Origin of the sequence: Maribacter orientalis (assembly GCF_900109345.1) — a bacterium.
Lineage (GTDB): Bacteria > Bacteroidota > Bacteroidia > Flavobacteriales > Flavobacteriaceae > Maribacter > Maribacter orientalis.
Map to the genome: position 1 here is coordinate 163,492 of NZ_FNZN01000006.1, position 21,868 is coordinate 185,359.

General features: G+C 36.3%; 17 protein-coding genes. 8 read left to right on the forward strand and 9 right to left on the reverse strand.

Features of this window, described 5'->3' with window-relative positions:
- Positions 1-99 precede the first annotated feature (99 nt).
- The 7 genes from BMY56_RS13900 (at position 100) to BMY56_RS13930 (ending at position 12,167) form a co-directional block, all read left to right on the forward strand.
- Positions 100-3,243, forward strand: a complete 3,144-nt coding sequence (locus BMY56_RS13900; protein ID WP_091625442.1) for a WD40/YVTN/BNR-like repeat-containing protein — start codon at positions 100-102, stop codon at positions 3,241-3,243.
- Between the two features lie 89 nt (positions 3,244-3,332).
- Positions 3,333-6,458, forward strand: coding sequence for a VPS10 domain-containing protein (locus BMY56_RS13905; RefSeq protein WP_091625445.1), 3,126 nt, complete (start codon positions 3,333-3,335; stop codon positions 6,456-6,458).
- Between the two features lie 81 nt (positions 6,459-6,539).
- The gene (locus BMY56_RS13910) at positions 6,540-7,091 is read left to right on the forward strand and encodes a CopD family protein (protein ID WP_091625447.1); all 552 of its coding nucleotides are present in this window, start codon (positions 6,540-6,542) and stop codon (positions 7,089-7,091) included.
- A gap of 170 nt (positions 7,092-7,261) precedes the next feature.
- Positions 7,262-8,674: a sensor histidine kinase gene (locus tag BMY56_RS13915; protein WP_091625450.1), complete on the forward strand. Its 1,413-nt coding sequence runs from the start codon at positions 7,262-7,264 to the stop codon at positions 8,672-8,674.
- Positions 8,675-8,693: 19 nt separating this feature from the next.
- A complete protein-coding gene (locus BMY56_RS13920; protein ID WP_091625452.1) occupies positions 8,694-9,476 on the forward strand; it encodes an enoyl-CoA hydratase/isomerase family protein in 783 nt (260 codons plus the stop codon).
- Between the two features lie 17 nt (positions 9,477-9,493).
- Positions 9,494-11,047: a hypothetical protein gene (locus BMY56_RS13925; RefSeq protein WP_091625455.1), complete on the forward strand. Its 1,554-nt coding sequence runs from the start codon at positions 9,494-9,496 to the stop codon at positions 11,045-11,047.
- Positions 11,048-11,093: 46 nt separating this feature from the next.
- Entirely contained in the window at positions 11,094-12,167 is a 1,074-nt protein-coding gene (locus BMY56_RS13930) for a PA0069 family radical SAM protein (protein ID WP_091625457.1), read from the forward strand.
- Between the two features lie 4 nt (positions 12,168-12,171).
- Here BMY56_RS13930 and BMY56_RS13935 read toward each other — a convergent pair whose 3' ends face one another.
- The 6 genes from BMY56_RS13935 to BMY56_RS13960 form a co-directional block, all read right to left on the reverse strand.
- On the reverse strand, positions 12,172-13,203 hold the full coding sequence (locus tag BMY56_RS13935; protein ID WP_091625460.1) for an alpha/beta hydrolase: 1,032 nt from the start codon (positions 13,201-13,203) through the stop codon (positions 12,172-12,174).
- Positions 13,204-13,212: 9 nt separating this feature from the next.
- On the reverse strand, positions 13,213-13,515 hold the full coding sequence (locus tag BMY56_RS13940; protein ID WP_091625464.1) for an AtuA-related protein: 303 nt from the start codon (positions 13,513-13,515) through the stop codon (positions 13,213-13,215).
- 3 nt (positions 13,516-13,518) lie between these two features.
- Positions 13,519-14,856 (reverse strand): acyclic terpene utilization AtuA family protein, encoded by a 1,338-nt coding sequence (locus BMY56_RS13945; RefSeq protein ID WP_091625467.1) that lies wholly within the window; start codon positions 14,854-14,856, stop codon positions 13,519-13,521.
- A 2-nt stretch (positions 14,857-14,858) separates the two neighbouring features.
- A complete protein-coding gene (locus tag BMY56_RS13950) occupies positions 14,859-16,151 on the reverse strand; it encodes a CitMHS family transporter (protein ID WP_091625468.1) in 1,293 nt (430 codons plus the stop codon).
- 61 nt (positions 16,152-16,212) lie between these two features.
- Positions 16,213-16,647, reverse strand: coding sequence for an endo-arabinase (locus BMY56_RS13955; RefSeq protein ID WP_091625471.1), 435 nt, complete (start codon positions 16,645-16,647; stop codon positions 16,213-16,215).
- 203 nt (positions 16,648-16,850) lie between these two features.
- Complete coding sequence (locus BMY56_RS13960; RefSeq protein ID WP_143057823.1) at positions 16,851-17,960, reverse strand: glycoside hydrolase 5 family protein; 1,110 nt, start codon at positions 17,958-17,960, stop codon at positions 16,851-16,853.
- Positions 17,961-18,334: 374 nt separating this feature from the next.
- Between BMY56_RS13960 and BMY56_RS13965 the strand changes: the two genes are divergently transcribed.
- On the forward strand, positions 18,335-19,768 hold the full coding sequence (locus BMY56_RS13965; protein ID WP_245737228.1) for a glycosyltransferase family 2 protein: 1,434 nt from the start codon (positions 18,335-18,337) through the stop codon (positions 19,766-19,768).
- Positions 19,769-19,866: 98 nt separating this feature from the next.
- Here the strand turns inward: BMY56_RS13965 and BMY56_RS13970 are convergent, their stop codons facing one another.
- The 3 genes from BMY56_RS13970 to BMY56_RS13980 all read right to left on the reverse strand — a co-directional run bounded on the left by BMY56_RS13970 (position 19,867) and on the right by BMY56_RS13980 (position 21,764).
- The gene (locus tag BMY56_RS13970; protein WP_091625473.1) at positions 19,867-20,550 is read right to left on the reverse strand and encodes an HD domain-containing protein; all 684 of its coding nucleotides are present in this window, start codon (positions 20,548-20,550) and stop codon (positions 19,867-19,869) included.
- Complete coding sequence (locus BMY56_RS13975; RefSeq protein ID WP_317040630.1) at positions 20,547-21,131, reverse strand: lysophospholipid acyltransferase family protein; 585 nt, start codon at positions 21,129-21,131, stop codon at positions 20,547-20,549. The genes BMY56_RS13970 and BMY56_RS13975 overlap by 4 nt, the downstream gene beginning before the upstream one ends.
- Before the next feature lie 222 nt (positions 21,132-21,353).
- Positions 21,354-21,764 carry a BrxA/BrxB family bacilliredoxin gene (locus tag BMY56_RS13980; RefSeq protein WP_091625479.1) on the reverse strand — a complete coding sequence of 137 codons (411 nt, stop codon included), beginning with the start codon at positions 21,762-21,764 and terminating at the stop codon, positions 21,354-21,356.
- Positions 21,765-21,868: the final 104 nt, after the last annotated feature.

Consider the following 21,868-nt stretch of genomic DNA (forward strand, 5'->3'; position numbering starts at 1 on the left):
GATAAATGTGTAACTAGAGGAATGCCAATAAAATCTTAAAATCAACATTTTCACAACAATTTGTGTAATTTTAGGATAGACTAATATCAAACTAAGAAAATGAAAAAGCACCTTACCAAGGCTGGCATTATCATGCTTGCACTTTTACTATTGCCCTTATCCTTATTATCTCAAAGAAGGAACAAATCTCAAAGTAATGACCCAACCTACCCAGAAGAACTCTATTCAAGTTTAGATTATCGTTTAATAGGTCCGTTTCGTGGTGGTCGTTCTGCTGCCGTAACCGGGGTTCCTGGTGAACCAAATTTATTTTATTTCGGTGCTGCTGGTGGTGGTGTATGGAAAACATTAGACGGTGGACGTACTTGGGACAATATTTCCGATGGTTATTTTGGTGGAAGTATCGGTGCCGTTGAGGTTGCCAAAAGCGACCCGAACGTAATTTACGTTGGCGGAGGTGAAAAAACCTTAAGGGGAAATGTTTCCTCGGGTTATGGTGTTTGGAAAACCGAAGATGGTGGTAAAACATGGGCTTCTGCTGGTTTAGAGAAAAGTAGACATGTACCAAGACTTCGTGTTCATCCTACAGATTATAATACAGTATATGCCGCTGTGTTAGGTGATATATATAAACCAACAAAAGAACGGGGAGTTTACAAAAGTACCGATGGTGGGAAAAACTGGAAACAGGTTTTATTTGTAAACGAACAAGCGGGTGCTGTTGATTTAACTTTTGATCCTAATAATCCAAGAATTTTATATGCTTCTACATGGCATGCACAGCGCACACCTTATAGCTTAATTAGTGGTGGAGAGGGTTCAGCATTATGGAAGAGTGTGGATAGCGGTGAAACTTGGACAGAGATTTCTAAAAATGAAGGTTTTCCAAAAGATACTTTAGGTATAATTGGCGTAGCAGTTTCTCCAAAAAACTCTGAACGTGTTTGGGCAATTGTAGAGAATAAGGAAAAGGGAGGTTTATATCGTTCTGATGATGGTGGTAAAACCTGGTCTGTTATTAATGAAGAAAGAAAAATTAGACAACGAGCTTGGTATTATACAAGAGTTTATGCAGATACCCAAGATGAAGATGTGGTTTATGTATTAAATGTAAATTATCACAAGTCTACAGATGGCGGTAAATCATTTAAAACATTTAATGCACCTCATGGTGATCATCATGATTTATGGATCTCACCTGAAGATTCGCAACGTATGATTATTGGCGATGATGGTGGTGCACAAATTTCATATGATGGTGGTGAAACATGGAGTACATATTATAACCAACCTACAGCACAGTTTTATCGAGTAACTACAGATAATTCATTTCCATACAGAATATATGTTGCACAACAAGACAATTCTACTTTACGTATAGATCATAGAAGTGATGAAAATTCTATTGGTGATGGCAATTGGGAAGAAACCGCTGGTGGTGAATCGGCATGGATAGCTGTTGATCCTAAAAATGACGACATCGTTTATGGAGGTAGTTATGACGGATTCTTAACTCGTGTAAATCATGATAAAGGTACCGTTAGAGGTATTAATGTATGGCCAGATAACCCAATGGGTGCAGGTGCAGAAGCCATGAAATATCGTTTTCAATGGAATTTTCCTATTTTGTTCAGCAGACATAATCCGAAAAAACTGTACACGTTTTCTAACTATGTACATGTAACGGAAAATGAAGGTCAGAGTTGGGAAGTATTAAGTGGAGATTTAACTCGAAATGACCCTACAAAATTAGGTTCTAGTGGAGGTCCAATCACACAAGATAATACCAGTGTAGAATATTACTGTACTATTTTTGCGGCGAATGAAAGTCCGTTGAAAGAAGGTATTCTTTGGGTGGGTAGTGATGACGGATTAATTCATGTCTCTAAAGATTCCGGCGCAACATGGGATAATGTTACCCCTACCAATATGCCTGATTGGAATATGATCAATAGCATAGAACCATCTTATTTTGATGAAGGTACATGCTATGTGGCCGCTACAAGATATAAGTTGGGCGATTTTCAACCGTATTTGTACAAAACTACTGATTACGGTAAAACTTGGACAAAAATAACGAACGGTATTCCTGTAGAACATTTTACAAGGGTAGTTCGCGAAGATCCTAAAAAGAAAGGATTATTATATGCAGGTACTGAATCGGGTATGTACATTTCATTTAATGATGGTGCTAGCTGGTCTCCATTCCAGATGAATTTACCAATTGTTCCAATTACTGATTTAGCGATTAAAGATGATAACCTAATCGTTGCAACACAAGGGCGTAGCTTATGGATTATTGATGATTTAACGGTGCTACATCAATTAGATGAAGGCAAGAAAAATAAAAACACTATTCTTTTTAAGCCAAGAGAGTCTTACCGTACAAAGGGAAGAGCATCTGAAAAGCCTTCTAAAACAGCGGGGCAGAATTTAGCGAATGGTGTAATCACACATTTTTTGCTTAAAAATTATACAGAAAAGGATACTGTTCAATTGACCTATACAAGTATGGCTGGTGATACCTTGGCAAACTACAATTCGTCTGCCAAGAAAAAAGAGAAGAAGTTAGAAGTAAAAAAAGGCGGTAATACTTTTGTTTGGGATACCCGTGGTAAGGGTGCAGAAAAACTGGAAGGAATGATTTTTTGGTGGGCCAGTTTCGATGGCGCTAAAGCAGTACCTGGGAACTATAAAGTGCATTTAAATGTTAATGGAAATAATAGCTCTGAGACTTTTACTATTCTACCAGATCCGAGAGCAGAAAGTTCGGTTGCCGAAATGCAAAAACAATTTGATTTTATTACCGATATCAATGCCACAATTGAAAATGCGCATCAATCTATAAAGAAGATTAGAAATGTAACGGAACAATTAAATGCTTTCACAGAACAATACAAAGATGATGACCGAACAAAAGAGCTGGTTGAAAAGGCTAAAGCAATGAAGGATAAGTTGGGTGAAGTAGAAAAGGCATTGTACCAGACACAGAATAGAAGTGGTCAGGATCCATTGAATTTCCCTATAAAACTGACAAACAAATTGGGTCATTTAAACAGCTTAGTGTCTATTGACGATTTTCCGCCTACAGAGCAAGATATCGCGGTAAAGAATGAGTTGACCACTAAAATAAACAAGGAACTTAAAATATTCGATGATGTAGTTTCATCAGAACTACTAGAATTTAACGCAGCATTCAATACATTAGAATTGAATTATTTGTTTATCGACGAAAGTAAATAATCACCCAAAAAAAACCTCTCTATTTCTAGTGAGGTTTTTTTTATAACACATTCTAATCCTTACAATAGGACAATCAAACAACACACTATATGAAAAAGCAACTAGTATCATTGCTAGTGGTCTTTATGACCACATTTACCTTTGCGCAAACAGCAAATGATTATTTTAAACCTTTAAAATTTCGAAATATTGGTCCGTTTAGAGGTGGTCGCTCTGTAACAGCAACCGGAGTTATTGGTGACCCAATGACCTATTATATGGGAACCACAGGCGGCGGACTATGGAAAACAGAATCTGCTGGGCAACGTTGGGAGAATATTTCCGATGGTTTTTTTGAATTAGGTTCCGTAGGGGCGGTGTCCGTTTCTGCATCTAATCCGAATATTATCTATGTGGGTATGGGTGAGCATGCACCGAGAGGTGTTATGACTTCGTATGGTGACGGCGTCTATAAATCAACAGATGCAGGTCATACATGGAAAAAGATGGGTCTAGAAAAGACACAACATATTTCTCGTATCATCATACATCCTACAAATCCTGATATCGTTTATGTAGCCGCTCAAGGGGCTCTTTTTGAAGGTAATCCAGAGCGTGGCGTGTACAAATCAATCGATGGTGGTAAAACATGGACAAATACCCTTTTTGTAAATAATTTAACGGGTGCTTCTGAACTTTCTATGGATGCAAATTATCCTGAAATAATGTATGCAGCCATGTGGGAACACCAACGAACGCCAAATATGGTTATTAGTGGAGGTGTCGGTAGTGGACTGTATAAATCTACTGATAGCGGAGATACTTGGAAGAAAATACACAAAGGTCTTCCTGAGGAAAAAGGGAAGATGGCAATTGCCGTAAGCCCATCAAACTCCAATAAAGTATATGCATTAATTGAAAGTGATTCAGATGCTGATAAAGGAGGCCTGTTCGTGTCGAATGATGCTGGTGAATCTTGGTCTATGATAAGTGGCGACAATCGTTTGGTGCAACGTGCTTGGTATTATATTGAAGTTTTTGTAGACCCTAATGATGAAGATACGGTATATGTGTTAAGTGCACCAGCATTGCGTTCTGAAGATGGTGGTAAAACATGGGAGAATGTTGAGGTTGCCCATGGTGATACGCATGATTTATGGATCAATCCTAACGATTCTAAAAATATGATATTGGCAGATGACGGTGGCGCATCCGTCTCTTTTGATTACGGAAAAACTTGGTCTACCCAAAGTAATATGCCTACTGCTCAATTTTATCGTATTAACGTAGATAATTTGTTTCCTTATAATATTTATGGAGGTCAACAGGATAACACATCCGTAAAAATTGCTAGCCTATCTACCGGTAGCGGTAGCATAACTACCAGAGATTGGACCGATTCTGCCGGAGGTGAGAGTGCCTTTTTAGCATTTGACCCAGATAATCCGCGTTATGTAATGGGCGGTCAATATTTAGGTACTATCGAAATTATGGATATGGAATCTAAAGCTTCAACCCAGATTATGGAAGCTCCTATTCAGTATTTAGGTCGTGAGGCTAGAAACATGAAGTATCTGTTCAATTGGAATGCTCCCATAATAGCTTCAACCCATGAATTAGGCACCTTTTATCACGGTGCTCAATATGTCTTTAGAACGCGAGATATGGGCAAGACTTGGGATAAAATTTCTCCAGATTTAACTCGGGATATTGATGCAAAACAAGGCAATGGTGGCGGACCATATACCAATGAAGCAGTAGGTGCCGAAAATTATGGAACATTGGCATACATTCTAGAATCTCCACATGAAAAAGGATATATCTGGACAGGCAGTGACGATGGATTAGTACATTTGACTAAAAACGGAGGTGAAACATGGGAAAACGTTACTCCGAAAGGATTAAAGGAATGTTTAATCAATGCTATAGAAGTGTCTCCACATGATCCAGCAACGGCTTATATAGCCACAACACGATATAAATTCAATGATTATACCCCTGGTTTTTATAAAACGACCGATTATGGAAAAACCTGGACTGCGATAAACTCAGGTATTCCTTACGGGGCTTTTACACGGGTAGTACGTGAAGATGAATTAAAAAAAGACCTTTTGTATGCTGGTACCGAAAAGGGAATATATGCATCATGGAACGGAGGTAAGTCTTGGGAACCTTTTCAGTTGAATTTGCCGAATACTCCAATTACAGATTTAAAAATGCATAAAGGTGATATGGTCGTAGCAACCTCAGGTCGTTCATTTTGGATTCTTGATGATGTAGTTGCATTGGGTCAATATCAGCCTTCTAAAAAAGGACTTCAAATTTTAAAACCAAAAGATGCTTATAATGGCTCTTGGGGTAGTCCATTAAATGGTAATTCAGATAAGTTTATAGGAAGTGATGCTTTTGAAGGTATCAACCCTGCAAACGGAGTGGTACTTTATTATGAACTTGCTAAACTGAAAGATAGTACTGCAATTACTTTAGAAATTTTAGATTCAAAAGGTAAGATTATAAGAACTATCAGCTCAGAAAAAGACCCTAGCTACAAACCACATAATGGTGGTGGAGCTCCACCCGCACCAGTGCTAAGTAAAAAAGAAGGATTGAACCGTTTTGTATGGGATATGAAATACCCAATTATGCCAGGTATACCAGATGTCTATATAGAAGCTGGTTTTAGCGGTCACAAAGTTTCTCCAGGTACTTATACGTTTAAATTAATGGTTGATGGGCAATCTGTTTCTACAACTGGGACTATTAAAGAAGTACCAATCTATGAAACGAAACCTGGCCAATATGAGGAGTATGATGCTTTTATGACGACTGCTGAAGCTGAGTTGACTACAATGCATAATATGATTAATAAATTGTATGCTGTTCAAGAAGATTTAACTACTGTATTAAAGAAAGTTACCGATATTGCTGTTAAGAAAGAAGGAGAGAAACTGCTAGCAGATCTAAAAGCGTGGGATAATGATATGGTGCAACGTAAATCTCAAGCCTATGATGATGTGGAGAATTTCCCGAATAAATTTTCAGCGGAATATATATTTATGATCAATCAGACGAATAGTAGTATTCCCAGATTGAACAAATCAAGTATAGACCGAAAAGCAGAATTAGATAGACAATGGTCAGGCCTAAAGTCAAAAGGTAATCAATTTATCAATTCTGCTATTCCTGCCTATAATAAAACATTGTGGGAAGCTGGAATCGGAGCTATAAGATTATAATATAGAATCTATTCGCTTTTGCTAACTTTGAACTAGAATTTTAAACTTGAGTTTGATTCCTGTATTTGAACTTAGCATATTATGACAGAATATTACAATTATATTAAATCCCTGCATCTCATCTTCGTAATTACGTGGTTTGCAGGGCTTTTTTATATCCCTAGGTTATTTATTTATCATATTGAAGCCAATCGAAAACCATCACCTGAAAAGGAAATCCTTTCTAAGCAGTTAAAATTGATGACCAAAAGGCTTTGGTTCATTATCACTTGGCCTTCTGCGATATTGGCTACTTTTTTTGCTATTTGGCTTTTAGTAATTTATCCTGGATGGTTAACACAACCATGGATGCACGTTAAACTAGTTTTCGTGGTATTATTAATTATTTATCATTTAAAGAACCATCAAATCTTTAAGAAGTTTCAGCGTGATGACATTGATTACACCTCGAATTATATGCGTATTTGGAACGAGGGTGCTACGCTAATCCTGTTTGCAATTGTGTTCTTGGTGATTTTAAAGCATTCTTTTAATTGGATTTTTGGTGTAGTAGGGATTATTGTTTTGGGAATACTTTTGATGCTTGGGATAAAGCTTTATAAGAGAATTAGAAATAAGAATCCTGAGGCTTAAAAAGCAGAAGTTTTTTACTTCATGAAATGGTGTACTATTATAGTAGCTATTTTTAGATTGAACTTGGTACTCGAACTTGAATTTTTTTTGGTGCGATATTTGTTAACTTTAGACCAAATAACAGCAACTTGTTAACTAGGGTTTCTTTACGGTCACGCATTTTCTTATCCATGATTTTTCTGGTGCTTATAGCATCGGTATTGATTGCTGGCGTAACGGTGTATCAATACCGTGAGCAGTCTAAAGATTACCATGAAAACAGAATGGAACGTAAAGAGGAGCAAATACGCCAAAGTATTGACCTCGCCATTCAGAAAACCACCTATCCGGTAACGACCGAAAACCTAGACCTTATTTTTAAAAATGAAATTTATGAGATTGCCGTTGTGCAAAACATGAATTTTAATATTTACAGTTTAGATGGGCAACTTATAAAAAGTTCAAGACCCAAATTTGCCAACGATTCCATTTCTATGTGTTTAGACCCTGAGGTATTGAACAAATTAGAAATAAGCCCCAATAAGAGATATGTACGGGAAAATGCCTTGGCAGGTGATAAGTACCAGGCTTCATTCACCTATATTTCTGACCAAAAGTTTAAGCCGATAGGTATACTTAATTTACCCTATTTTGAAGATAATTCTTTTAATGATTATGAGCTTAAAGAATTTTTAATGCGCTTATCTGGCGTGTACCTTCTCATGCTGCTCATGGCTATTTTATTTGCCTTCTTCATTTCAAAATACATTACCCGATCCTTAGAGACTATTTCTGATATGATGGAACGTACAGACCTTAGCAAACAGAATAAAAAAATATTTATAGAAAACCCAGGGGAGGAAATTGAAAAATTGATTAGTGCTTATAATGGTATGATTGATGAACTTGGCCATAGTGCAGCTAAATTAGCTAAGAGTGAACGTGAGCAAGCTTGGCGTGAAATGGCGAAACAGGTGGCGCATGAAATAAAGAATCCGTTGACACCTATGCGATTAACCGTACAGAGTTTTGAGCGTAAGTTTGATCCAAATGACCCACAGATCTATGAAAAATTAAAGGAATATTCTAATACCCTAATTCAGCAAATAGATACTATGAGCAGTATTGCATCTGCATTCTCAAATTTTGCAGAAATGCCTGCACAGCAAAACGAGACCCTGAATGTTGTGAAAATTGTGAAGTTGGCCTTGGATATTTTTAATGAGGATTATATTCATTTCATTGCCGATGAGGAAGAAATTATTGCGAAATTAGACCGTACACAATTAATACGGGTGGTTACCAATTTGGTTAAAAATGCCATACAGGCCGTACCAGATGTAACATCGCCAAGGGTTTTGGTTTCTGTTGCTTCAGAGGGGGATATGGTGAAAATTTCTGTTGCTGATAATGGCATTGGTATTGAAAAAGAAAACGAAGAAAAGATATTTGAACCTAAATTCACCACGAAAACTAGTGGTATGGGATTAGGGTTAGGTATGGTTAAGAATATTGTGGAAACCTATAAAGGCACTATAAAGTTTACTACTCAATTGGGTAAGGGGACGGTGTTTTGTGTAAAGTTTCCGAAAGAAAATATATAAAAAGATAAAAACGACTACTATGTCATACGAGACTATTTTAATTGATAAAGTTGCATCAACGGCTATAGTGACAATTAACCGTCCAAATAAGTTAAATGCATTGAACAAAGAAACCATTGGTGAATTGCAAGATGTTTTTAATGAATTGCAAAAGGATAAAAAGATAAAAGCTATTATTTTAACCGGTAGTGGTGAAAAGGCATTTGTAGCCGGTGCAGATATTTCAGAATTTTCAGATTTTAACGTAAAGGAAGGAAAAAAATTAGCTGCTAAAGGTCAAAAAAAACTATTTGATTTTATTGAAAACTTATCGACTCCGGTTATTGCCGCGGTTAATGGTTTTGCTTTAGGCGGTGGTTTAGAACTGGCCATGGCCTGTCACTTTAGAGTAGCTAGCGATAATGCTAAAATGGGACTTCCAGAGGTCTCCCTAGGCGTAATACCTGGTTATGGAGGTACGCAGCGTTTACCTCAATTAGTCGGCAAGGGTAGAGCAATGGAAATGATTATGACGGCAGGTATGATAACCGCTGAACAAGCACATTCATATGGTTTGGTCAATCATGTAACTTCACCAGAAGAATTGTTACCATTATGCCATAAGATTATCTCGAAGATTACCAATAATTCATCCGTAGCCATTTCTTATGCAATAAAAGCGGTAAATGCTGGTTTTAAGAATACTGTAAATGGTTATGAGCAGGAAATTGAGGCTTTTGGTGCCTGTTTTGGAACTGATGATTTTACCGAAGGTACTACCGCTTTTTTAGAGAAAAGAAAAGCAGATTTTCCGGGTTCATGACATAAACCAAATCGGTTATGTTGAATCGTAGTATTTTTTTAGTTCTTTTAATTATTGGTTCATTGAGTGGTTTCGCACAAGAAGAACCCGTTACTTATACTATTGGCGAAAAATTTAATGATAAATACCGGTATTCTAATATGTTGGCCATTGCAGATGATGGCAATGAAGGTACTGTAGTTGTAAGGGCATATTATACTGGAATCATTCTGCGTCCTAAAGGGTATTTCATTGAACATTATAATAAAGATTTAGAGCTAGTTTCCGAATATAATTATAAACTAAAGGATGCCAATTTTATTGATGCCTATGTGCGTAATGGGCAGGTATATCTATTGTTTTTAGAATATAGTTATGGAAATAAAAGTTACCAGTACGAAGTACATAGAAGTCCGTTTTCTCAGTTTCAATTTACAAAAGAGACTATTCTTTCAATTGAGTCTGATCCAGTAGAACAGCCATTAGATAGAAATTTTTATAATAGAAATTTCTCCTCAGGATTTACGACATCTATTCTTTTCAACGATGATAAATCGGCATTTGCAATTACGACGCATTACAAGAAGAAAAAGGTTGATCAGCACACAATTTATGTGTTCAATTCGAACTTGACTAAATTGATGGAGCATGATTTTTCTGATGAGGTTGAGGAAAAGAATTATGCCTTCGAGAACATCCTATTCTCAAAAGATTTACAAAACGTTTACCTTGTAGGAAAAGCTTATTTTAAAAAGAAACGTTTTAATGCCACAGAACGTAAGTTTCAGTATGAAATGGTTCGTATCTCAAAAGATAGCCGTAGTGTTCAATCATTCTATACTCCCAATAGATTTCCAGAAGCGTTGAAGCCAATATTTAAAGGTGATGATTTATTGTGCATTGGGTTTTATGCAGATCGTAAGGATAATCGATTTAACGGTATTTCTTTTTTCAAATTAAGCCCTATTACTTTAGAAATGGAGACGAGTAAGTTCAATCCGTTTTCAGAGCAGTTTATGCTAGATAAATTTGGTAGAGAAGATGATAAGGCGATTAAAGATTTAGTTTTTAAAGGAATGGATGTTACCAAAGACGGAAACATTCTTTTTAATGCAGAAGAGTATTTCACTAGTTCAAGCGTACAGTCGAATTCAAGTGGAGGTCGAGTGATGGTAACTAGGTATCACCATAATGATATTATCAGCGCAAAGTTAAGTTCAACAGGAGATTTGGTTTGGGCTCGAAATATTAATAAAACAGAAGTTACACAAGGTGATGGAGCGTATGCTTCTTACAGTGCCTACACAAAAGGTGATACTACATACTTTTTTATAAGTACATCAGCAGAAAATCCTCAGCAATTAAGTGATGACAGAATCATGTTCAAGCAAGGCTTGAGTAGAAATAGAAATGTCTTTCTAATTCGATTAGATGAACAAGGTCATATGACCTATAGCAAAGTTATTGATGATACTGAAGCTCGACTTCCTTTAATGGTTTCAGTACCTTATACTGACCATTTAAAAGATGAACTTACTTTCTACGCTAAAAGAGGTACTAAAAAACAACTGGTTCAAGTTGCTGTTAAATAAATTTAATATTAGGATTATTTCCATAATTTTGGAATAAATCCTAAAAATGAATTCTAATTCTTTTCTGAAAGGTCGAGGGGCACAACAGAATACCAACAATAAATTCTCTGCGTATAGCTATGAAACCCGTGATGATTTTTTGGAGTTCTGTAGGTTAGAAGGCGAAACCGCAGACGCTAACAAAACTCAATATATTCCCATATTTCCTAAAACGATTGTCAACAAAGTAACGAGTCCAGATGTAGGTATGAGTTACTCTATGAACATGTACCAAGGCTGTGAACATGGTTGTATTTACTGTTATGCTAGAAATGCGCATGAATTTTGGGGCTATAGTGCCGGGCTTGATTTTGAACGGAAAATTTTAGTTAAACATGATGCGCCAAAATTGTTAGAAGAAAAACTAAAAAGTAAAAGGTGGAAAGCCTGTACCATAGTCTTATCCGGTAATACGGATTGTTATCAGCCTGCCGAACAAGAATTTCAATTGACCCGAAAATGTTTAGAAGTCTTTTTAAAATATAGGCATCCGGTCGGCATCATTACAAAAAATGCTTTGATATTGCGCGATTTAGATATTCTAAAGGAATTAAATGTACACGGATTAATAGGTATAAATATTTCCGTTACTTCCTTATCCGAAGAAACAAGAAGAATATTAGAACCTAGAACCACGACTATTAAAAAACGTTTGGAGGCTATTAGGGTTCTATCAGAAGCTGGTATTCCCGTAAATGCGATGTTAGCGCCAATAATTCCGGGAATAAATAGTCATGAGATTTTGAGTTTGGCAAAGGCGGTAACAGAAAACGGGGCCTTATCAATGGCTTTTACTATTGTTAGACTAAATGGCGCTTTAGGTGAAATTTTCACCGATTGGATTAAGAAAACCTTGCCCGATAAAGCTGATAAGGTATTACATCAAATACAAGAGTGCCATGGCGGAACCTTAAACGATAGCAGGTTTGGTGTTCGCAGTAGAGGAGAAGGAAAAATTGCAACTCAAATCCATGATATGGTAAGTTTGGCAAAGCATTTATATTTTAAGGATAAAAAGTTTCCTAAGCTTAACACTAAATTACATGAGCCATTTAAAGACGGACAAATGAAGTTATTCTAAAGTGTTATTCAAATTTCAGATAAAAATCAAAAAAAGGTAAAACTTGTTGAGGTATTCTACCCTCTTTCGTATAAATATTACTGGTATGTGTACCAATATACTCTTCAGAAAAATGTGCTACCCCAACATTTTCTAATGCTTGACTGAACATTTTACATTGAATAGTAAAACGCTCTCCAGCGTTGCGGCCCCAATCTAGTTTAATCGCAGTTAATTTGTTTAGGTTGTCTATATAATCAGTAACCATATAAAAAGGCATATTAGCATGCCATTTTTTTAACGTTTCTTGGTTAACCTTTAAATTTTCTCCTTCATAATAAAAGGGGACATCACAATAAAAAGGAGCATTTGAAGGATTTGCAGACCAGGATCTGGCAAAAGCAAGTATTACCTTTCCAAAATAGGTCTTTGATAATTCTTCCATAGTATTCGCTTTATCAAATTGCATATAACTATCGCTGTTTGGACCATATTCCCGAACTATTGCCAATGCACCAGGACTTATAGCATAAACGGACCCAAATATATCTGGATGTTTCATAGCAATCTTTATGGCGCCATAACCACCCATGCTGTGCCCGGTTATTCCTCTACTGTCTTTATTTGCTAAAGTCCTGTAATTAGTGTCCATGTATGAAACCAAATCGAAGGCTGTAAAATCTTCCCAATTGCCAAATATCCCCGTATTGGAATAAAAACTGCCATCATAAGTCGTTTTTTGGTCTGGAATCACTAAAATAAAGGGTTTGATTTTTTGCGCTTCAATGGCATAGTCCAATAATTCTTTCATAGGGGTCATAAGACCATCATCATTTAAGAACCCATGTAAGAAATAAATTACGGGATATCGTTTTGCTGATGACCCATAATTGGGAGGTAGATAAACTGAAACAGACCTAGTGGGATTTTCACCCATTTGGTTCACCAGATTTTTTGAAAATAATGAGTCCTTAATAATTGTTCCGACAGATTCTTTTTGTCCCATTAGGTTTAGGGAGAAAAAAACGACAAGTATAAGTAGTAATTTATTTTTCATATTTTATTTTTAGTCTATGGTCATATTAAGTAATTGTGCGCCAAGCGTTTTTCCGTGTTTGTCTAGGGCGGTTGAATTTGTGACACCACCATTTAAGGCTTCGTACATAACAAAATTAAGGGCGCCTAATTGTGGAATTTCGTACCGAATAATCTCCCCTTTTACTTGATTGCCATACCATTCTTTTAATCGGTCAATTGTAACTTTTTCTTTAATAAGTTCAAAATCATTTATGCAATGAACTATAAGTGAAATATTACTGATATTTCCTTTGTCACCAGTTCTAGCATGTGCTATTTCCCAAAGCTTCATAAGTTATATTGATGTATAGTCTATTGAGATTCGTATGTCTTTTTTTGGCACTAGAATGGAAGCAATGGCAACAATTTCTGAAACTTTTTTCGTAGCCCCGCCCCCACCAGAGGGTCCATTTGTATATAATGTTTCAACCTCGTTCGCAATTTGTTGTGCCTCTATTTTATGTTTTGTTTTACCAGCAACCCTTAACCTGACTTCGTTGGGCTCGTTTGTAAGCTTCTGATTGGGTAAAAGAGAATTTATACCGATAAGGTCTAAACGGAGATCTAGTATAGTGTATGGTAATAGTGCCAATCGTTTTTCAACAATTTCCTTTGCTAACAACGCCCGTTTAAGACAATTGGCGCCACCATAACTTATTTCACCCTCTCCAATAAAACCATTTTTGTATCCCACACTTACCTTAAAAGTTTCAGTCGCTACTTTTGAGGTAGCCCCGTCAAAATAAACCACATCCTTTTTCTTGGTCGTAAAATTTACTTTGGAAAAATCAGCTATACAATCTGGTGTTATATAGTTTTCTGGATCATGAATTTCATACAACAATTGTTCTGTACAGGTTGCCTTTGTAACCATGCCCCCAGCATCTTCTAATTTTGAGATATAACCTTTGCCATTGCTGTCTATTTCAACAAAAGGAAAACCTAGATTCCATAATTCGGGTACTTCTTTTTTTACGGGATCGGCAAAATATCCACCGCATACCTGACCGGCACATTCTAATAAATGACCTACAAGGCTTCCTGTACCCCAAAGTTCTTTTTGGGTGCTTCTCCAGCCAAATTCATGGATCATGGGCGCCAAAAATAATGAAGGATCAGCCACCCTGCCGGTAATAATTACATTTGCACCATTTTTTAATGCGGTAACAATTCCGTCACATCCTAAATAGGCATTGGCAGAAATTATTTGATTTTTTAATGTATTTAGGGGTTTGCCTGTTTCAAGAATTGGCAAATCAAGATAGTCTTTTATGTTTTCATGTATATCATCTCCTGTTACCGCTGCTATTTTTAGATTGGATAGGTTCATTTCCTGAGCCATTTTGCCAATGTCTTCCATGGCAGAAATTGGGTTTGCTGCACCCATATTCGTGATTATGGTAACATTATGTTTTAGTGCTAGCGGCAACACTTGTTTCATTCTATATAAAAGCAGTTCGTTGTACCCTTTTGTAGGATCTTCTTTCTTCTCCTTTTGGGCCAATGCAATCGTTCTTTCCGCTAATCCTTCAAAACAGATATAGTCTAGGTTGCCTTTTTTTAGGAGTTCTAGTGCTGGTTCTAAACGGTCACCAGCATATCCTGCTCCACTACCAATTCTTATTTTTTTCATGGTTAAAATGTTATGGCTCCAATCAATACCGAAATTATAAGAATAATGAGTGTGATTAAAAATGCCAAAGGAATTGTTTTTCTCTGATGCTCACCTAGATCTACACCTGTCAAGCCAACTAACAAATAGGTGGAGCCTGTCAAAGGGCTTACCGGGAAACCTGTGGTCATCTGTCCCATAATGGCAGCACGGCCTATTTCTACAGAATCTACTCCGAAATGTGATGCGGTAGTTGACAATAAGGGAAGAATACCAAAATAAAATGAATCTGGATCGAATAACAAGCTTGCAGGCATAGAAATCAATCCTGTCAACACTGCTAAATGGCTTCCTATGGAAGGGGTAATCATCGTTACCGAACTTTGGGCCATAGCATCAATCATTCCAGACCCTTTTAATATTCCGGTAAAACAACCTGCAGCAAATAAGATACTCGCCATAAGTAGCGCAGCTTTTGCGTGGGCATTGATACGATCGCCTTGTTGTTGTGGATTTGGGTAGTTGAGGGTGATAGCCAATGCGAATGCCACCATAAAAATAATATGGGGTGGCGCAATACCACTAATGAGTAACGAGACCGCTATTAGAATCAATGAAATATTCAGGTAGAAAAGTTTAGGTCGTTCCAATTCCGAATTAAAAGGGAACTCGGTTGTACTCATATTTTTATTGAGTATGTCAACGGGTACATTTTTACGTTCTTTTTTCCCAATTATATAAGCAATTATTATCACGGCACATAGGCCAATAATTACGGGAATCAAAATGGGGTTAAAAAGCGTGGTGACAGAAACTTCCAAAGCTGACGCCGCACGTATGGTTGGGCCGCCCCAAGGTAAGATGTTCATCGTTCCAGCGGCCAAAGCTGTTATGGTGGCAAGGGTAGTTCGTTTCATGTTCAGTTCATCATAAAGCGGTAAAAATGCAGGAATAGTAACCAAAAAGGTTACTGCTCCCGATCCATCTAAATGCACCATCATAGCCAATAGTGCTGTAGCTACGGTAACTTTGGCAGGATCATTACCTGCAAATTTCAATAATTTTTTGATTAATGGTTTAAAGGTGCCGGCATCGGTAAGAATTCCAAAAAATAGGATTGCAAAAATGAACATCACGCCTGTAGGTGCAATAGTCTTAAGTCCGTCGGTAATAAAATTGATTATTTCACACGTAAATCCTGCTAAAAGTGCAGTAATAATAGGAACTAAAATTAAAGCGACAACAGCAGCCATTTTTTTGGTCATGACTAAAAACAATAATAATAGAATAGTAATTAAGCCAAGCCAAGCAAGCATTTGTATGATATTTTATTTAAAAAGGATAGCGGTTCAAATTTATTTAACTTTTAAGGTTGAATCATTCTATTTTACGAGGATGAATAGATTGGCCAACCAACTTCCATTCTCCATCGATTTTTTCTAGGATGCGTAGTTCATAGGTATAGCTGGTAATCCCTTCTTGAGTGGTCGATTCCTCATCATGGCTTACCCAAGCATTGGCACCATTAATATTCATTTTGTAGTTGGAGTTTTTAGATGTACCCCCGTTGCCCATCATGTTTGCTGGTGGATTGAGCATGATTGCTGGTGGCACATCAATACTGTTGCCCTGCTGCGTAGAGACCAAAATTCTGCTGTAGGGCTTTATAGACCAACAATCGGCATGGGCTTTTATATCGCCAGAACGCCATGTGGCCGATTCTTTTTCTAGCAAGGCTATGATAGCTTCTTCTTCGGATTGTGCGAACCCTATGGAAACTGAAAATAATAATAGAAAGAATATTTTTTTCATATCATTAGTTTATATGCTTATGAAAGTCATTTTTTACTGTTCATTAATATGATTAGTCTATACAGGACATAAATATAAATATAATGGTTTTTCACATTTAGCAACCCAGTAATTAAGTATCATCTTAAAATTCTGCTATGGTACTTTTTGTGTATGAATCAAAAATTGTAATGTCAATTAATCAGAACTATTTTTCGAATACCTTACTTTTTTACTTCCGTCAATTCCATTATTAGGTCAACTTCATCTTGTTGGTAGGGAGTGCCATCATTTCTAAATATTTCATGGAACCAAAGATTTGGTTCAGAACCATCAGGAATGGGTTCGTCCCAGGCATATTTGGTATTTGATTTTCCATCAACTAGCCCCCAATTAATTGCGCCAATATTTTCCTTCTTTAAAATGGGCATAATATTGCTGAATAAGCTGTTGTGCTTTCTAGCCATATATTCTGTACATATTAGAGGTCGGTTGTAAATTTTTAAAGAATCAATAGCGCTTTGGTGACTGATCTCATCATTATAGTTGTGATAAGTGATGACATCAGAATGTTCTACTTGAAATTTATTCAATTCTGGTAAATCCAAACTCCAAACTCCGGCAGAAATAGGTTGGGCCGGATTAACTTCCCGAGCCCATTCAAAAACACTTTTTAAAAGTGGTAATGATCTGTTTTTATAACCCGAATTACCAGGTTCATTGTAGAGATCCCAAAGTATGATTCTTTTATCATCCTTAAAAGTGGTCAGGATATCTTTGGTATAGCTTTCAAGAATGGGCATTAGGTTATCTGAAGTGTACAGTAGGTCACCTGGATCTCGTACCCAACCAGAATTGTGTATACCAGGCTTTGGATCTGGCTGCTTTCCTGCCTTATAGGTCGGATTCCAGCAATCATCAAAAATTACGAATATGGTGGCAATGTTATGCTTTTCCGCGATAGAAAGATATGTTTTTACACGTTCCTTAAAGCCAGTTTTATCTACCTCCCAGGCTAAATGATGCAGATAGACCCTCATACAATTAAGGCCTATATCCTGTGCCCAACCCAATTCCCGGTCAATAGTTTCCGGGTCAAAACTTTCGACTTGCCAAAATTCCAATTGATTTATAGCCGTGCTAGGGTTAAAATTGGCGCCCCGTAGCCAAGGTTTATTGGCAGCCCATGCATTCGCTTTTTCTTCTGACCAACGTTGATTCATGACCATAGGGCCTTTGTCGGTTTTATCATTTTTCACCTGTTGTTTACAAGAGGATACAAAACTTAGAATAATTAAACCTTTTAGTAAAAAGCTATTTTGTGTTTTTAGCATTCCTTATGTTAATGATTATTATACTTTATCAAGTAAGTTACGAAAAAGAGTTTTTAGATTTAAAAAGTTGGTGCCTTTACCTATACTATTATAGGTAATTATTAATTATTATAATTAGTACCAGAAAAATTTAGGTTTTTTACCAATATATAGTAGTTATGAAACAAACATTCTGTCTGAATTTAAATGGAGATAACATGAAGAACAAAAGCAGTGAAAATTATAAAATGTGCCGATTTAGACAACAGTAACAAGATTAATTTAGGGTTAGATTTGGTAAATGATAAAAAGTTTTAGAAAGTTTTGTTAAAATAGAATCCAAAGAGGATATATGAACGTATTTCACGTGTATGCAATAAATACTAGAACCATTTATGAAAATCAAGAACACTACCAAATACGAAATGAATACTATTAACAGGAAAAACTCTAACACCGAAAAGAAATCTTTTTTCGCTAAAATCGGACACCTAATAGAAAATGCCAATGCATGGGGTATTTTTGTAATGGGTAGCACATTTGTGCTAATGTTCGGATCAGCTTATCTAGCTTATATTTTACAAAACGATTTTACGCAGTTACATTTAGAAAGACGAAGCACTTTGATCGGCTTAATTTTTATGGTAGTGGCGGCAGTATTTTTCGTTTTCAAACTAAGTTTTTTTATATACACTTTTATAAGATTTTTAAAGTATAAAGCGATACCATCAGTCTCGAATGAAGAATTGCCAACTGTTACCGTGATTGTGCCAGCTTATAATGAAGGAAAACAAGTTTGGGCCACTTTAAAAAGTTTGGCAGAAAGTGATTATCCAGCACATAAAGTTCAATTATTGGCTATCGATGATGGTAGTAAAGATGACACCTGGAATTGGATGTTAGAGGCTAAAAAAGAATTGGGCGACCGTGTTTCTATTTGTAAACAACCAAAAAACATGGGTAAGCGTCATGCATTATACAGAGGTTTTAACGAAGGCACTGGCGAAATTTTTGTTACTGTTGATAGTGATTCAATTGTAGATAAAGATACCTTAAGGAATTTAGTAAGCCCTTTTATCGTTGATAAAAATTGTGGTGCCGTTGCGGGTAATATTCGTGTTTTGAATAACAATGATGCACTTTTGCCTAAGATGTTAGATGTAAGTTTTGCACTTAGTTTTGAATTTGTACGATCTTCTGAAAGCACTTTAAATTCTGTGCTTTGTACGCCAGGAGCATTAGCGGCTTATAGGGCTACTGCAGTATTTGCTTGTCTTGATCAATGGATTAATCAGACATTTATGGGGCAACCTTCTGATATTGGTGAGGACAGGGCAATGACCAATATGATTTTGAAACAAGGATTTCATGTACTGTTTCAAAGAAATGCTTTTGCTTATACTAATGTTCCAGAAAAGTTCAAGGGATTATATAAGATGTTTATTAGATGGGGTAGAAGTAATGTTCGTGAGAATATTCAAATGTCTAAATATGTATTTACCAATTTTAGAAAGGGACCAAAAGCTGGGACAAGATTATTGTTCTTTAGCCAATTTTCGAGAATTGTATTATGCTACCCATTTGTCTTATTCATGATGGTTTTTGTAATTACACATCCACTTCTATTCATAAGCTCTACATTTGTAAGTATCCTAGTATTATCTACTTTTCCGGTATTGTTTTACGCAAAGAGATATACGTTGATAGAATCTTTCTGGGCATATTCATATAGTGTTCTATATACTTTCGGGTTGTTCTGGATTACTCCTTATGCTATTGCAACTGCAAGTAGAAGAGGTTGGTTAACAAGAGAGTTACCGCAGAAGTAAGTATACGCTTTTAAAACTTAAAAAGGGTTTCAATATTTATATTGAAACCCTTTTTTTTTAAATCTAAATTCCAATTTTTATTTAAAAATCAAAACAAATTATGATTGTTTATTAAATGATAAGGGATTCCACTCATAATAAAATTGCTTTAGGTAATCTACCATATATTGGTGTCTTTCTTCAGCTAAACGCTTACCTGTTTTAGTATTCATTTTGTCTTTCAACAATAATAGTTTTTCGTAAAAATGATTAATAGTTGGGGCTGTAGAATTTTTGTACTCCTCTTTTGTCATATTTAAATTTGGAGGGATGCTAGGGTCATAAAGCATTCGGTTTTTATAACCGCCATAATTAAAGGTGCGTGCTATTCCTATCGCACCAATAGCATCTAATCGGTCTGCATCTTGTACAACTTGTAGCTCTTTTGAGCTAAATAGTTTCTTTTTAATTTTACCATCGCTTAATCCAGCCTTAAAGGAGCTGAACTTAATAATATTAACGACGTGATTAATGATCTCTATTGGTACATTTATTGAGAACAGAAAATTTTCTGCCATTTTAGGACCTAATGATTCATCACCATCGTTAAATTTCGCATCCGCAATGTCATGAAGTAGCGCACCTAAACTTACTACTAAAATATTCACATCCTCTTCTTTAGAAATAAGAATGGTGTTGTTGAATACTCGCTGTATATGAAACCAGTCGTGGCCTCCTTCTGCATTTCGCAAGGCTTCTTTAACAAAGAGGATAGTCTCTTCTACAATCTCAGAGTTTGTCATTTAAAACTGTTTACACCATTCTTTACTGAAGACTCTATTTGAACAATAAGCGCATCTAAATCACCTTTATTTTCAATAGGTTGCTGAACATCAATACATACTTTGGCGCCTAAGCCCATTGGAAATTGACCAAATCGCACTAATTTCCAAGAATTATTGATGCTTATGGGAACTATTAATGCAGATGGTGCTTTTTTAAGAAGCATTTTCAAACCCATAGGTTTAAATGGTTTTGGATGACCATCTCTACTTCTTGTTCCTTCCGGAAAAATAACAGCGCTTCTATTATGCTTTTCAATATAGGTGCCTAGTTTTCCTATTTCCATTATGGCAGATTTGCCATCATTTCTATCGATTAAAACAGAACCACCATGAACTAGATTGAAGGATACGCTTGGTATGCCTTTTCCTAATTCTTTTTTACTGACAAATTTAGGATGGTGTTTTCGCATGTACCAAATTAACGGAGGAATGTCGTACATGCTCTGATGATTGGCAACTATTATTAGAGGCCTGTTGGTAGGTAAATCATAATTGTTGGTAAACTTATAAGTAGTGCCCAGAATGTTGGTACATCGCATTAAGCAATAGTTAAGTTTACTGACTACTGGTTTTAAGCCAGAGTATCCAAACAATTTAAAACCTAACCATTGCAATGGATGAAATATAAGCAGACAGAGGCCGAAGGCTATAAAAAATATTGGTGTTATGAGGTATGAAATCAACTTCTGCATAGTGCAAAAATAAAAAACCACTCTATTTAGAGCGGTTTTTTTAAGACTATTATTTTATGCTAAAAAATTCTAGCAAAACTCGTCGTAAGCTTGTGCCAAGTTTTGAGCGATCATTTCAGCTGGCCTTCCTTCAATGTGGTGACGTTCAATCATATGAACTAACTCACCATCTTTGAATAATGCCATTGAAGGAGATGATGGAGGAAAAGGAACCATAAGATTTCTTGCCGCGTTCACCGCCTCTGTATCTACACCAGCAAATACGGTAACGGCATAATCTGGTTTTTTGCTATTCTGCAGGCTCATTTTGGCTGCAGGCCTTGCATTTGCTGCTGCACAACCACAAACAGAATTTACAACTACCAAAGTTGTTCCTTCTTTTTTTATGGCATTTGCTACTGCATCTGCTGTATATAATTCTTCAAATCCGGCAGAGGCCAGATCATCTCTCATTGGTTTTACTAATTCTGCAGGGTACATATTGTTATATTTAAATTAATCTACTACAAAGATAACCAATTAGTCGTAGAGGTGCTTAACACCTTAACTTTTCATTGGCCTTACTTTCTATTTGTAATATTTTA

Coding starts and splice junctions, on each gene's coding strand:
- BMY56_RS13935 (WP_091625460.1), bottom strand. CDS start 13,203: ATGAAAAATAAATTACTACTTATACTTGTCGTTTTTTTCTCCCTAAAC.
- BMY56_RS13940 (WP_091625464.1), bottom strand. CDS start 13,515: ATGAAGCTTTGGGAAATAGCACATGCTAGAACTGGTGACAAAGGAAAT.
- BMY56_RS13930 (WP_091625457.1), top strand. CDS start 11,094: ATGAATTCTAATTCTTTTCTGAAAGGTCGAGGGGCACAACAGAATACC.
- BMY56_RS13950 (WP_091625468.1), bottom strand. CDS start 16,151: ATGCTTGCTTGGCTTGGCTTAATTACTATTCTATTATTATTGTTTTTA.
- BMY56_RS13900 (WP_091625442.1), top strand. CDS start 100: ATGAAAAAGCACCTTACCAAGGCTGGCATTATCATGCTTGCACTTTTA.
- BMY56_RS13910 (WP_091625447.1), top strand. CDS start 6,540: ATGACAGAATATTACAATTATATTAAATCCCTGCATCTCATCTTCGTA.
- BMY56_RS13980 (WP_091625479.1), bottom strand. CDS start 21,764: ATGTACCCTGCAGAATTAGTAAAACCAATGAGAGATGATCTGGCCTCT.
- BMY56_RS13970 (WP_091625473.1), bottom strand. CDS start 20,550: ATGACAAACTCTGAGATTGTAGAAGAGACTATCCTCTTTGTTAAAGAA.
- BMY56_RS13905 (WP_091625445.1), top strand. CDS start 3,333: ATGAAAAAGCAACTAGTATCATTGCTAGTGGTCTTTATGACCACATTT.
- BMY56_RS13915 (WP_091625450.1), top strand. CDS start 7,262: ATGATTTTTCTGGTGCTTATAGCATCGGTATTGATTGCTGGCGTAACG.
- BMY56_RS13925 (WP_091625455.1), top strand. CDS start 9,494: ATGTTGAATCGTAGTATTTTTTTAGTTCTTTTAATTATTGGTTCATTG.
- BMY56_RS13965 (WP_245737228.1), top strand. CDS start 18,335: ATGAAAATCAAGAACACTACCAAATACGAAATGAATACTATTAACAGG.
- BMY56_RS13920 (WP_091625452.1), top strand. CDS start 8,694: ATGTCATACGAGACTATTTTAATTGATAAAGTTGCATCAACGGCTATA.
- BMY56_RS13955 (WP_091625471.1), bottom strand. CDS start 16,647: ATGAAAAAAATATTCTTTCTATTATTATTTTCAGTTTCCATAGGGTTC.
- BMY56_RS13945 (WP_091625467.1), bottom strand. CDS start 14,856: ATGAAAAAAATAAGAATTGGTAGTGGAGCAGGATATGCTGGTGACCGT.
- BMY56_RS13960 (WP_143057823.1), bottom strand. CDS start 17,960: ATGCTAAAAACACAAAATAGCTTTTTACTAAAAGGTTTAATTATTCTA.
- BMY56_RS13975 (WP_317040630.1), bottom strand. CDS start 21,131: ATGCGATGTACCAACATTCTGGGCACTACTTATAAGTTTACCAACAAT.